Source organism: Pseudomonas sp. DE0010 (genome assembly GCF_007680745.1).
Lineage (GTDB): Bacteria > Pseudomonadota > Gammaproteobacteria > Pseudomonadales > Pseudomonadaceae > Aquipseudomonas > Aquipseudomonas parafulva_B.
In genome coordinates, this window is record NZ_VEJQ01000004.1 from 90,364 (window position 1) to 102,941 (window position 12,578).

The 12,578-nt window shown below is 62.3% G+C and carries 12 protein-coding genes; 7 read left to right on the plus strand and 5 right to left on the minus strand.

Going from position 1 to position 12,578, the window contains the following annotated elements; genetic code table 11:
* Window positions 1-38: 38 nt before the first annotated feature.
* Both lptG and lptF read right to left on the minus strand, forming a co-directional pair.
* On the minus strand, window positions 39-1,100 hold the full coding sequence (gene lptG, locus FS767_RS04535; RefSeq protein WP_144964387.1) for an LPS export ABC transporter permease LptG: 1,062 nt from the start codon (window positions 1,098-1,100) through the stop codon (window positions 39-41).
* Window positions 1,093-2,208: an LPS export ABC transporter permease LptF gene (lptF, locus tag FS767_RS04540; RefSeq protein WP_058604428.1), complete on the minus strand. Its 1,116-nt coding sequence runs from the start codon at window positions 2,206-2,208 to the stop codon at window positions 1,093-1,095. The genes lptG and lptF overlap by 8 nt, the downstream gene beginning before the upstream one ends.
* Window positions 2,209-2,509: 301 nt before the next feature.
* On the opposite strand from lptF, the gene FS767_RS04550 reads away from it, so the two are divergent.
* The 5 genes from FS767_RS04550 to rlmF all read left to right on the plus strand — a co-directional run bounded on the left by FS767_RS04550 (window position 2,510) and on the right by rlmF (window position 9,127).
* Window positions 2,510-4,003 carry a leucyl aminopeptidase gene (locus FS767_RS04550; RefSeq protein WP_144964388.1) on the plus strand — a complete coding sequence of 498 codons (1,494 nt, stop codon included), beginning with the start codon at window positions 2,510-2,512 and terminating at the stop codon, window positions 4,001-4,003.
* A gap of 48 nt (window positions 4,004-4,051) precedes the next feature.
* Complete coding sequence (locus tag FS767_RS04555; RefSeq protein ID WP_144964389.1) at window positions 4,052-4,480, plus strand: DNA polymerase III subunit chi; 429 nt, start codon at window positions 4,052-4,054, stop codon at window positions 4,478-4,480.
* A 5-nt stretch (window positions 4,481-4,485) separates the two neighbouring features.
* The gene (locus tag FS767_RS04560; protein WP_058637516.1) at window positions 4,486-4,833 is read left to right on the plus strand and encodes a hypothetical protein; all 348 of its coding nucleotides are present in this window, start codon (window positions 4,486-4,488) and stop codon (window positions 4,831-4,833) included.
* 318 nt (window positions 4,834-5,151) lie between these two features.
* Complete coding sequence (locus FS767_RS04565) at window positions 5,152-7,998, plus strand: valine--tRNA ligase (RefSeq protein WP_144964390.1); 2,847 nt, start codon at window positions 5,152-5,154, stop codon at window positions 7,996-7,998.
* 175 nt (window positions 7,999-8,173) lie between these two features.
* Window positions 8,174-9,127 (plus strand): 23S rRNA (adenine(1618)-N(6))-methyltransferase RlmF, encoded by a 954-nt coding sequence (gene rlmF, locus FS767_RS04570; RefSeq protein WP_144964391.1) that lies wholly within the window; start codon window positions 8,174-8,176, stop codon window positions 9,125-9,127.
* A 50-nt stretch (window positions 9,128-9,177) separates the two neighbouring features.
* Here the strand turns inward: rlmF and FS767_RS04575 are convergent, their stop codons facing one another.
* Window positions 9,178-9,459: an HU family DNA-binding protein gene (locus FS767_RS04575; protein ID WP_003255106.1), complete on the minus strand. Its 282-nt coding sequence runs from the start codon at window positions 9,457-9,459 to the stop codon at window positions 9,178-9,180.
* Between the two features lie 371 nt (window positions 9,460-9,830).
* Between FS767_RS04575 and yejK the strand changes: the two genes are divergently transcribed.
* Window positions 9,831-10,838, plus strand: coding sequence for a nucleoid-associated protein YejK (yejK, locus tag FS767_RS04580; protein WP_023533422.1), 1,008 nt, complete (start codon window positions 9,831-9,833; stop codon window positions 10,836-10,838).
* On the opposite strand, the gene FS767_RS04585 is transcribed toward yejK, so the two are convergent.
* Window positions 10,819-11,154 (minus strand): GIY-YIG nuclease family protein, encoded by a 336-nt coding sequence (locus FS767_RS04585; RefSeq protein WP_240928561.1) that lies wholly within the window; start codon window positions 11,152-11,154, stop codon window positions 10,819-10,821. The two genes, yejK and FS767_RS04585, sit on opposite strands and share 20 nt — an antisense overlap.
* A 36-nt stretch (window positions 11,155-11,190) precedes the next feature.
* On the opposite strand from FS767_RS04585, the gene FS767_RS04590 reads away from it, so the two are divergent.
* The gene (locus FS767_RS04590; protein ID WP_144964392.1) at window positions 11,191-12,063 is read left to right on the plus strand and encodes a hypothetical protein; all 873 of its coding nucleotides are present in this window, start codon (window positions 11,191-11,193) and stop codon (window positions 12,061-12,063) included.
* On the opposite strand, the gene FS767_RS04595 is transcribed toward FS767_RS04590, so the two are convergent.
* Window positions 12,042-12,527: a nuclear transport factor 2 family protein gene (locus FS767_RS04595; protein ID WP_144964393.1), complete on the minus strand. Its 486-nt coding sequence runs from the start codon at window positions 12,525-12,527 to the stop codon at window positions 12,042-12,044. The two genes, FS767_RS04590 and FS767_RS04595, sit on opposite strands and share 22 nt — an antisense overlap.
* Window positions 12,528-12,578: the final 51 nt, after the last annotated feature.

Genomic DNA, 12,578 nt, shown 5'->3' on the forward strand with positions numbered 1-12,578 from the left:
TAGGGTCAAGCACGCAGCCATGCGGCTGCGCAGCAGGTTTATCCAGCGCGGCGCAACAACCACAAGCCTGCCACGGCACAGATGCCCGCTGGCAGCACCACCGCAAGCAACGGCGGGAAGCCGAACACCTGGCTGGATGGGCCCAGCAGGTCCTGGGCAATACGGAACACGAAGCCCACCAGCACGCCGGTGAAGACACGCTGGCCAAGCGTTACCGATCGCAGCGGCCCGAAAATGAACGAAATGGCCATGAGTACCAGGGCTGCCGTAATGGCCGGTTGCAGGACCTTGGTCCAGAAGGCCAGCCAGTAGCGGGCGTTGTTCAGCCCTTGGTCGGACAGATAGTGGATGTAGTCCCACAGGCCGGTGATCGACAGCGATTCAGGCGCCAGCACCACCGTGTTGAGCAACTGCGGTGTGACCGACACATCCCACTGTTCTTCAGGGTTTTGCACGACTTCAGTACGGTCGCCATGGAACAGTGTGGTGCGCACATCGGTCAGCAGCCAGTGATCGTTTTCGTAACGCGCCCGGCGCGCGAAGCTGGAGCTGATGATATTGCGCTTGTCGTCGAACCGGTAGCGGGTCACACCCAGCAGAAGGCCGTTGGGCTGCACGGAGTTGATGTGCACGAACTCCTCGCCCTGCCGGTGCCACATGCCACGCTTGGAGCTTTGCGCTTCACCGCCACCCTGGGCCAGGGAGCGATCGGCCTGGGCTTTGTTTTCGGTGACCGGTGCCACGTACTCGCCGATCAGCAGGCCAACCAGCATCAGCACCAGCATCGGTTTCATCACCGCCCAGACGATACGACCGATCGACACCCCAGCGGCGCGCATGATGGTCAACTCACTGCTGCTGGCCAGCGTACCCAGGCCGATCAGGCAGCCGATCAGCGCAGCCATCGGCAGCATGTCGTACAGCCGCCGCGGCGCGGTAAGTAGCACATACTTGCCTGCTTCGAGCACCGTGTAGGTATCGCTCAGGTCGCCCATTTCGTCGATGAAGGCGAACAGCGAGGCCAGCCCCAGGATGATGCCCAGGACAGCCAGGATAGCCACCAGCACGCTCTGGCCGATATAACGATCGAGCTTAGCCACGGGCCACCTCCGCACGACGAGCTGCGCGCTTGAGGCGAAGAGGTTCCCAGTACATCAGGCCCAAGCCGATGAGCAGGAACAGCCCATGCACCCACCACATGCCAAGGGCGATGGGCAGCTTGCCCTTCTCGAGTGCACCGCGCACGGAAATCAGCATTGTCAGGTACGCCATGTACAGGAGGATGGCCGGCAGCAGCTTGAGGAAGCGCCCCTGCCGAGGGTTGGCCCGCGACAGCGGCACGGCAAGCAGGGTCACGATGAACACCAGGATCGGCAGGGACAGGCGCCATTGCAATTCGGCGCGCTCTCGCAAATCCTGGGCACCGAACAGATCGGTGGTGGGGATCGCCTCGCGCTCGGTGACCTCCTCGCTGACTTCAGGCTTGGGCAACAACACGCCATAGGTGTCGTACTTGATGGCGCGGTAGTCGGCCTGGCCTGGGTTGCCGTCATAGCGGTAGCCGTTTTCGAGCACCAGGTAACGGTTGCCGTCAGCCTGGATTTCCTGGTGCCCGCGCTCGGCCACCAGCACCGACGGGGCGCGGTCCTTGGTCTTGTCCTGGTTGAAGCGTTTTTCCGAGATGAACACGCCGCCCAGGTTTACCCGGTCATCGGAAAGCTGCTCGGTGTAGGTCACCCGCGAACCATCACGCAGGGTCTGGAAGCGGCCCGGCACCAAAGTGTCGAATTCGGTCAGGGCATCCTGCTGGCTGATGATCTTCTGCACCTGGGCCACGCCCAGGGGTGCCAGGCTCAGGCTCAGCCAGGCCACCAGCAGCGCCACCAGTGCCGCGGGCGCCATGGTCATGGCCAGCAGGCGCTGCTGGCTCATGCCGGTGGCCGACAGCACGGTCATTTCGCTTTCCAGGTACAGCCGGCCATAGGCCAGCAGAATACCCAGGAACAACCCCAGCGGCAGGATCAGTTGCAGGAAGCCCGGCAGGCGGAACCCCATGATCAGGAACAGGACGCCAGGGTCGAGCACCCCCTGTGCAGCCTGGGCCAGGTATTTGATGAAGCGCCCGCTCATGATGATCACCAGCAGCACGGCGCTGACGGCGCTCAAGGTCACCAGGACCTCGCGGGATAGATAACGAAAGACGATCAAACCAGACACTCCTGGGTTGTCAGCACGGACTGCCAATCGATGGCACCAGACGATGACTTAGTACATCCAAGGCCAATGCTGGTTCGCCCAAGGCGAACCTCCATATAAAGTGCGCGCATTATCCTGTGATTGACCGCGCCTGTCACTTGGCCGCGCATCGCACAGCACGCCGGGGTTGTCAGCACGCCGGCCGCAGGCTCAAACTGGCAGCTTTTCCACTGGCCTGCCACCGCGCAGCCAGTCGCGTTCCAAGCGCCGGCCAGCACGGCGCCACACGTATCGATCATTCGGGGACCCTGAGATGGAACTGGTTGTAAAAAGCGTAGCCGCTGCATCGGTCAAGACCGCAACGCTGGTCATCCCAGTCGGTGAAAAACGTGCCTTGGGCACCGTGGCCCAGGCCGTGGACCTGGCAAGCGAGGGCGCCATCAGCGCTGCGCTCAAGCGTGGCGACCTGGCCGGCAAGCCTGGCCAGACGCTGCTGCTGCACGCTGTTGCGGGCCTGAAGGCCGAGCGTGTGCTGCTGGTGGGTAGCGGCAAGGACGAGGCGCTGGGTGATCGCACCTGGCGCAAGCTGGTGGCCAGCGTTGCCGGTGTGCTCAAGGGCCTCAACGGCGCCGACGCCGTTCTGGCACTCGATGACATTGCGCTGAGCAACCGCGATACAGGCTACGGCAAATATCGCCTGCTGGGTGAAACCCTACTCGATGGCGAGTACGTATTCGATCGTTTCAAAAGCCAGAAGGCCGAGCCTCGGGCGCTGAAGAAAGTCACCCTGCTCACCACCAAACTCAACCAGGCCGACGTGGAACGCGCCGTGCGCCACGCCAGTGCCATTGCCACCGGCATGGCCTATACCCGTGACCTGGGCAACCTGCCTCCCAACCTGTGCCATCCAAGCTACCTGGCCGAGCAGGCCAAGGAGCTGGGCAAGGCGCACAAGGGCCTGAAAGTCGATGTGCTGGACGAGAAGAAGATCAAGGACCTGGGCATGGGCGCGTTCTACGCCGTCGGCCAGGGCAGCGATCAACCTCCGCGTCTGATCGTGCTCAACTACCAAGGCGGCAAGAAAGGCGACAAGCCCTACGTGCTGGTGGGCAAGGGCATCACCTTCGACACCGGCGGCATCAGCCTCAAGCCCGGTGCCGGCATGGACGAGATGAAATACGACATGTGCGGCGCAGCCAGCGTGTTCGGTACCCTGCGTGCGGTGCTGGAACTGCAGCTGCCCATCAACCTGGTGTGCCTGCTCGCCTGTGCCGAGAACATGCCCAGCGGTGGCGCCACTCGCCCTGGTGATATTGTCACCACCATGAGCGGCCAGACCGTGGAGATTCTCAACACCGACGCCGAAGGTCGCCTGGTGCTGTGCGATACCCTCACCTACGCCGAGCGTTTCAAGCCCCAGGCGGTGATCGATATCGCCACGCTCACCGGCGCCTGCATCGTCGCCCTGGGCAGCCACACCAGCGGCCTGATGGGCAACAACGACGAGCTGGTCAGCCAACTGCTCGAGGCAGGCAAGCGCGCCGATGACCGCGCCTGGCAATTGCCGCTGTTCGATGAGTACCAGGAACAACTGGACAGCCCGTTCGCCGACATGGGCAACATCGGCGGGCCGAAAGCCGGCACCATCACTGCCGGTTGCTTCCTGTCGCGGTTCGCCAAGGCCTATGACTGGGCGCACTTGGATATCGCCGGTACCGCCTGGATCAGCGGCGGCAAGGACAAGGGTGCCTCCGGTCGCCCGGTGCCCCTGTTGACCCAGTACCTGCTGGACCGTGCCGGCGCCTGAAGGCGAGCGCCGGCAGTGCCTCGGGCACTGCTGGCCAACGGAACCCACATGAGCAAAGTCGACTTCTACATACTGCCCACCGATTCGCTGGAGGCGCGCCTGGATTTCGCCTGCAAGCTGTGCGACAAAGCCTGGCGGCTGGGCCATCGCGTCTACCTGCATTGCCAGGATAACGATCAGCGTGCCGCCTTGGACAAGCGTTTGTGGGCATTCAGGGGCGAAGCCTTCGTGCCCCATGACCTGGCCGAAGACCACGCCGATGCGCGCGTGGCGCTTGGTGTCGGGGATCATGCACAGGGGCACCAGGACTTGTTGATCAACCTGGGCGCCAATGTTCCCGGTTTTGTCAGCCAGTTCGAGCGGGTTGCCGAGATCGTGGTTGAAGAGGCCGCCATCCGCCAATCGGCGCGTGAGCGATTCCGTTTCTACCGTGAACAAGGCTATGCTCTGCAAGACCACCGCTTACAGCGATTTTGATAACGATGGACAAGCACGCTCCCCTGCCCGGCTCCACCCACCTGCTCGACGACCTCGAGTCGATTCGCCAACTGCTTGGCGATGCCGACCTGCAACCGCCTTTGCTCACCGACACGGTGGAACAGGCGCCTTCGCCCGTTGACAGCGCTGCCGACCCGGCTGCCAGCGACAACCCCCTTGATGACCCGCAAGCACGTCGCCAGGACACCCTGCTGCACCTTGAAAGCGAACTGCGCGCTGCAGCGCAGATGATCATGCAGGATGTGATCAACGACTTTACCCCGCACATCGAAAACGAGATCAAGCGTCGCCTCGATGCGCGCATCGAGCGGTTGATCAAGCGTTCGGAGTGAAGGGGCTGCTGAGCCCTGGTCTTTACAACCCCTGCAAGCTACGCCCCTCTGGCAGGAGCGGCCTCGCCGGGGCGCCGGACCGGCCGCGATGGGCCGCGCAGCGGCCCCATTTTATATGTTGTGATTCAAATACTGGGGCCGCTTCGCGGCCCATCGCGGCCGGTCCGGCGCCCCGGCGAGGCCGCTCCTACGCGCCAATCGCTAACGCCAACTGCGATGAAGTCCGCTTGCCCACCCAGCAGCCGCTTGTCGCCTGCGCCCTTCGGCTTGGTTATACTTCCCGGCTTTCCCGAATAAATGCACAGGGTCCCGCCGCGCATGGATAAGACCTACCAGCCGCACGCCATCGAAACTTCCTGGTACAACACCTGGGAAGCCGAGAACTATTTCGCCCCACAAGGTGCAGGCGAGTCCTACACCATCATGATCCCGCCGCCGAACGTGACCGGCAGCCTGCACATGGGTCATGGCTTCAACAACGCGATCATGGACGCCCTGATCCGCTTCCGTCGCATGCAGGGTCGCGACACCCTCTGGCAGCCGGGTACCGACCACGCGGGCATCGCCACGCAGATGCTGGTCGAGCGCCAGCTCGAAGCCAAGGGCCTGAACCGTCATGACCTGGGCCGCGAACAGTTCCTGGAAAAAATCTGGGAGTGGAAGGACCAGTCGGGCGGCAACATCAGCCGGCAGATTCGTCGCCTTGGCTCCTCCGTGGACTGGAGCCGCGAGCGCTTCACCATGGACGATGGCCTGTCCGAAGCGGTCAAGGAAGCGTTCGTGCGCCTGCACGAAGACGGCCTGATCTACCGGGGCAAGCGCCTGGTCAACTGGGACACCAAGCTGCACACCGCCATTTCCGACCTGGAAGTGGAAAGCCACGACGAGAAAGGCCACCTGTGGAACCTGCGCTACCCGCTGGCCGACGGTGCCACCACCGCCGAGGGGCTGGATTACCTGGTGGTCGCCACCACGCGTCCGGAAACCCTGCTGGGTGACGCTGCCGTCGCGGTTAACCCCACCGACGAACGCTACCAGGCCCTGATCGGCAAGTTCGTCGAGTTGCCGCTGGTTGGCCGTCGCATCCCCATCATCGCCGATGACTACTGCGACCCTGAGTTCGGCACCGGTTGCGTCAAGATCACCCCGGCCCACGACTTCAACGACTATGAAGTCGGCAAGCGTCACAATCTGCCGCTGCTGAACATTTTCGACAAGAATGCCGTGGTACTGCCAGCGGCCCAGGCGTTCAACCTCGATGGTTCGCTCAATGACCAGGTAGACACCGCCCTGCCGTCCCAGTACGCCGGCCTCGATCGCTTCGTTGCACGCAAGCAGATCGTTGCTGACCTGGAAGCCCAGGGCCTGCTGGTCGGCATCGACGACCATGCCTTGAAAGTGCCCAAGGGTGACCGCTCGGGCACCATCATCGAACCGTGGCTGACCGACCAGTGGTACGTTTCCACCAAGCCACTGGCCGAGCCTGCCATTGCTGCGGTCGAAGATGGTCGTATCCAGTTCGTGCCCAAGCAGTACGAGAACATGTACTTCTCCTGGATGCGCGACATCCAGGACTGGTGCATCAGCCGTCAGCTGTGGTGGGGCCATCGCATCCCGGCCTGGTACGACGAGGCGGGCCGGGTCTACGTCGGGCGCAACGAAGAGGAAGTGCGCAGCAAGCACGGCCTCGGCGCGGACGTGAACCTGCGCCAGGATGACGACGTACTCGATACCTGGTTCAGCTCGGGCCTGTGGACCTTCTCGACCCTGGGCTGGCCGGAGCAAACCGAGTTCCTCAAGAAATTCCACTCCACCGATGTACTGGTGACCGGGTTCGACATCATCTTCTTCTGGGTTGCGCGCATGATCATGTTGACCATGCACCTGATCAAGAACGAGGATGGCACGCCCCAGGTTCCGTTCAAGACCGTGTACGTGCACGGCCTGGTGCGTGACGGCCAGGGCCAGAAGATGTCCAAGTCCAAGGGCAACGTGCTGGACCCGCTGGATATCGTCGACGGCATCACCCTCGATGCCCTGCTGGAAAAACGCACCAGCGGCATGATGCAGCCCAAGCTGGCCGAGAAGATCGCCAAGCAGACCAAGGCCGAGTTCCCCGAGGGCATTGCCAGCTACGGCACCGACGCCCTGCGCTTCACGTTCTGCTCCTTGGCCTCGACCGGTCGCGACATCAAGTTCGACATGGGCCGCGTCGAAGGCTACCGCAACTTCTGCAACAAGATCTGGAACGCCGCCCGCTACGTGCTGGACAAGGGTGAGGACTGCGGCCAGAACGGCGAAGCCTACGAGCTGTCGCTGGCCGACCGCTGGATCATCTCGCAGCTGCAGCGCACCGAAGCCGAAGTGACCCGTCAGCTTGAGCAGTTCCGCTTCGACCTGGCCAGCCAGGCGCTGTACGAATTCATCTGGAACCAGTACTGCGACTGGTACCTGGAGCTTTCCAAGCCTGTGTTGTGGGACGAGCAGGCCCCTGTGGAGCGCGCCCGTGGTACGCGCCGTACCTTGGTTCGCGTGCTGGAAGTGGCATTGCGCCTGGCCCACCCGTTCATGCCGTTCATCACCGAAGAGATCTGGCAGCGCATCGCGCCCCTGGCCGGCGTCGAAGGCAAGACCATCATGCTGCAGCCCTGGCCCCAGGCCAATGATGCACGCATCGACGTGGCTGCCGAGGGCGACATCGAGTGGCTCAAGGAGCTGATGGTCGGCTTGCGCAACATTCGCGCCGAAATGAACATCGGCCCCGGCAAGCCCCTGCCGCTGTTCCTGAAGAACGCCAGCGCCGACGACCAGCGTCGCCTGCAGGAAAACGAAGCCTTGCTCAAGAAATTGGCCAAGGTCGAATCGTTCACCGTGCTGGGCGACAACGACGAGGCGCCATTGTCCGCCACGGCGTTGGTGGGCGACCTGCAGGTGCTGGTACCGATGGCCGGGCTGATCGACAAAAATGCCGAACTGGCCCGCCTGAACAAGGAAATCCAGCGCCTGCAAGGCGAGGTGGCGCGCGTGGGCGGCAAGCTGTCCAACGCCGCGTTCGTCGACAAGGCACCGCCTGCCGTCATCGAGAAGGAACGCGCCAAGCTGGCCGAGTCCGAGCAGGCGTTGGCGAACTTCACCGAGCAGCATGCGCGGATTGCAGCGCTGTAACTTGACAATGCTGACCTGACCAGCGAGGGCTTCGCCCTCGTTTCGCGGCACAAGGCCGCTCCCACAGGAACGGCGCTGCCTTCAAGGAGCCCCACTATCCTGTGGGAGCGGCCTTGCGCCGCGAATGGGCCGCACAGCGGCCCCCTGGCCAGCACATGCAGCACCGGACCCGAGCATGACTCAAAATAAACCCACCCTGCACCCGCGCAACCGCCACCAGGGCCGCTACGACTTCCCGAGCCTGATCAAGGCCCACCCTGACCTGGCGCGCTTCACCATCACCAACCCTCACGGCAAACCCAGCATCGATTTCGCCAACCCCGAAGCCGTGCGAGTGTTCAACCGTGCCCTGCTCAAAGCCCAGTACGGGATCCAGCACTGGGACATCCCGGCCAACTACCTGTGCCCGCCGATTCCCGGTCGCGCCGACTACATTCATGTGGCCGCCGACCTGCTGGCTGCCGACAACGCAGGCCAGCCCCCCAAAGGCGCCCAGGTGCGCGTGCTCGACATCGGCGTGGGTGCCAACTGCATCTACCCGCTGCTGGGCCATAGCGATTACCGCTGGCGCTTTCTGGGCTCGGACATCGATCCCGTAGCATTGGCGTCGGCCAGGACGATCATTCAGGCCAATGGCCTGGACAAGGTCATCAACCTGCGCCAGCAGAGCAACCCTGCGCATATCCTAAGCGGCCTGCTCAAGGACGATGAGCGCTTCGATCTGACCCTGTGCAATCCGCCCTTCCATGCCTCACGCGAGGAAGCCACCCGTGGCAGCCAGCGCAAATGGAAGAACCTGGGCAAGCAGGACCCCAAGCGCAAGCTGCCCGTGCTGAACTTCGGTGGCCAGAACAACGAACTGTGGTGCGAAGGCGGTGAGATCCGCTTCGTCACCCAACTGATCAACGAGAGCGCGCCCTACGCCAGCCAGACACTGTGGTTCACCAGCCTGGTATCGAAGGCCAGTAACCTGCCGGCGCTGGAGGCCATCTTGAATAAGACCGGGGCCGCGGCGGTGCGCGTTGTCGAAATGGGCCAAGGGCAGAAACAAAGCCGCATGCTCGCCTGGAGCTTCCATGACGATGCTGCACGCAAGGCATGGCGCGCCAAGCACATTTCACAGGCATGAAAAAACCGCGCTCGGGCAACCCGAGCGCGGTTAGGTCACCGCATCGACAATTACTTGTTGATGGCGTCGGTCAGCACTTTGGCCGGTACGAACTTGACGACTTTCTTGGCAGCGATTTCGATGGCGGCGCCAGTCGAAGGGTTGCGGCCGGTACGGGCAGGACGCTCGGAGACTTTCAGCTTGCCGATGCCTGGCAGGGTGATTTCAGCGCCGTTTTCCAGTTGGTCGGCAACGATCTGGCCCAGTTGCTCCAGAGCGTTCTTGGCGGTGGCTTTAGGCGCTGCGATCGATTCGGCGATGTCGGCAATCAGTTGGTCTTTGGTCAATGCCATGGTGGTGTTCCTTCCCTATCAAATTCGATGGTTATGCAGCGAACGACGACGTTATCGGGCCAGCCCCGACGAGATTGGAGGGCCGCGCCAATTGGGTATGTAGATACGCAAATCAGCGTTTGGTTCGACACGCCGAGCGCGTACTGCAGCAATGCGCCACAACAGGGGCGCAAGACCGCGCAAAACTACCACAGCAGCGGACAAATATCCGCTGCCGCCCCTGATTTAATGCAGGTTTTCAGGCCCTACTGATGAAAACACCGCGAATTTGAGCAAAAAACCGCCAACCTTCATTTCTGCTACGATCCGGCCACTGAATCACCGAGCGTCTGAGGTAAACTTCAGCGCTTTTGCAGCTGGCCGAGAACCCCATGCCAATCCGACATTGCATCGTTCACCTGATCGACAAAAAGCCCGATGGCAGCCCTGCCGTGCTGCACGCACGCGACGCCGAGCTGGCAGCCTCCGACGCCATCGAGAACCTGCTCGCCGACCTCAATGACAGCTACAACGCCAAGCAGGGCAAGGCCTGGGGGTTCTTTCACAGCGAGTCCGGTGCCTACCCGCTCAGTGGCTGGTTGAAGCAGTACCTGGACCAGGAGCAGGATTTCACCGCCTTCAGCCGGCTGGCCGTGGAGCACCTGCAAAAGCTGATGGAAGAATCCAACCTGTCCACCGGCGGGCACGTGCTCTTTGCGCACTATCAGCAAGGCATGACCGAGTACCTGGCCATCGCACTGCTGCACCACAGCGAAGGCGTTGCCGTGAACGCCGAACTCGATGTCATGCCTTCGCGGCACCTGGACCTGGGTCAGTTGCACCTGGCGGCGCGCATCAACCTTTCGGAATGGAAGAATAACCAGAACTCCAAGCAGTACATCTCGTTCATCAAGGGCAAGAACGGCAAGAAAGTCTCGGATTACTTCCGGGACTTCATCGGGTGTCAGGAAGGTGTAGACGGGCCGGGCGAGACGCGCACGTTGCTCAAGGCGTTCAGTGACTTCGTGGAAAGCGAGGACCTGCCCGAGGCCTCTGCCCGTGAAAAAACCCAGACACTGGTGGACTACGCCACCACGCAGACCAAGCTGGGCGAGCCTGTGACGCTCGAAGAACTGTCCAGCCTCATCGATGAAGATCGGCCCAAGGCGTTTTACGACCATATCCGCAACAAGGACTATGGGCTGTCACCGGAGATTCCTGCCGATAAGCGCACCCTGAACCAGTTCCGTCGCTTCACCGGCCGTGCCGAAGGGCTGTCGATCAGTTTCGAGGCCCATTTGCTGGGTGACAAGGTGGAGTACGACGAAGCGGCTGGCACCTTGATCATCAAGGGTCTGCCCACAACGCTCGTGGATCAGCTCAAGCGTCGCAAGGACTGACTGCACCGCATGCAGGTTCGGCGTTGTAGGAGGACACCAGTGCCTCTTTCGCCGACTTGCGCAGGCGCTTGACCAGCCTTTCCTGGCGCAAGGCTTCGCCTTTGTCCGGCCACCGCTCCACGTAGACCAGGGCCTGGGCAGGGCTGGTCTTGAAAAAGCGTGCACCCTGGCCTTTGCAGTGCGCCTCGAAGCGCCGCCTCGGGTCATCGCTGATGCCACAGTAAAGCGCGCCATTGGCCGCCCTGACCAGGTACACATACCAAGGTTTTATTACCTGATCCGACACGTTTTCACTCACCACAACGGCTGTATCCATCATTAACTTCATGAGCCCACTCGACGAGGGCTCATCATGCTCCATTTACAGATCCGTTCACTGCTGGCCACTGCGGTACTCGCTGCAACCGCCAGCGCACAGGCTTCGATTGGCGCCCAGACCGCCGCCCGCATGCAGGAAAACTATAACGCCATCCCCACCCAGTGCGAGGGCAATGCCGTGCCGGCCCATGCCTGTTCCGGCGTCTTGCTGAGGTCCACGCTTCCATCCCCGCACTATCACACCTGGCATCATAGCCAGAACAGCAAGGACAAAGGTGGTGTTTCGTTTTCCTACCTGCGCAGTGACTTGCCGACCACTGGCCTGGCCGCCGATGGTCGCAGTGGCTTCACCTTGTATCCGCTGTTGCAGCGACCCGCCGGCTCCTTGCGCTATGAAATGCTCTGCGCATGGCCCACCGACGGCGACACGTGGGAACGAGACAACCGGGGATGCGGCGACAATCGACAAACACCCGAACGTGAAGCGGCCTGCCATGAGCAAGGCGTGCACACGGCCGAAGACTGGATCGCACGCTTCAGGCTGACCGGCGACTACAAGCGCCAATGCGCCTTCGATATACGCCGGACGCGCGTACCGGAACGTGCGCAAGCCTTCCACCAGACCCTGCGCGCGCAACGACTGTTTGCTGACGAGCTGCCCTTTGTCTGGAACGAGATAGTGATCGGCGCTTGGGATGAAGCCCACGCGGGCGAGTTGCCCATCCAGTCATTCTTCTACATCGACGGGGAGTACGGTGCCCTGGAGCAAGCTCAAGCTGATCAAAGAGACTGGCACCGCACCCATGGCGGCTTCATACCCGTGATCAAAATACGGCTACCCTGGCAGGCCGGCGAGCGTGCCACGTTCACCTATCACGAGCCTGATCAGGCGGTCGCCGCCCCTTGAGCGTGCTGGTACGCCCGCAAGCCCTTGAATGCCTGGTGGCGTACTTTCGCTTGCAGCCAGGGTGTCCAGCCCAGCAGCAGCCCTGGCGCACCCAAGGCCTGGCGGGACCAGGCCCACAGGTCGAAGTTGTCTTCATGCCGGTGTATCAGCCCATCGCGGATTTCAAAACGTGCCTGGATGGTGTTGACCACGCCTCGTCCGGTCTGGGCGAAAACGTAAGTGGCAATCCATTGCGCCGAACCACCGCGCTCATCGGCACGCACGTTGTCGTAGCGCAGGGAGAAATCCTTGGCGCGCCGGGTCAGCATCCGCCACATGTCGCCGGCGTCCTTGCCACGCAGCGTGCCGAAGACCGGATCACTGAACACCACGTCATCGCTGTAACAGGCGACCATGGCCTGGGCATCAAGCCGCTGGAAAGCCTGGTAGAAACGGGTGATCAACTCGCGGTTGGCATCGCTCATCAAAGGGGCTTCCTGAGGGTGAAAACCGCACGATAATCTGCCTCGCCCGGT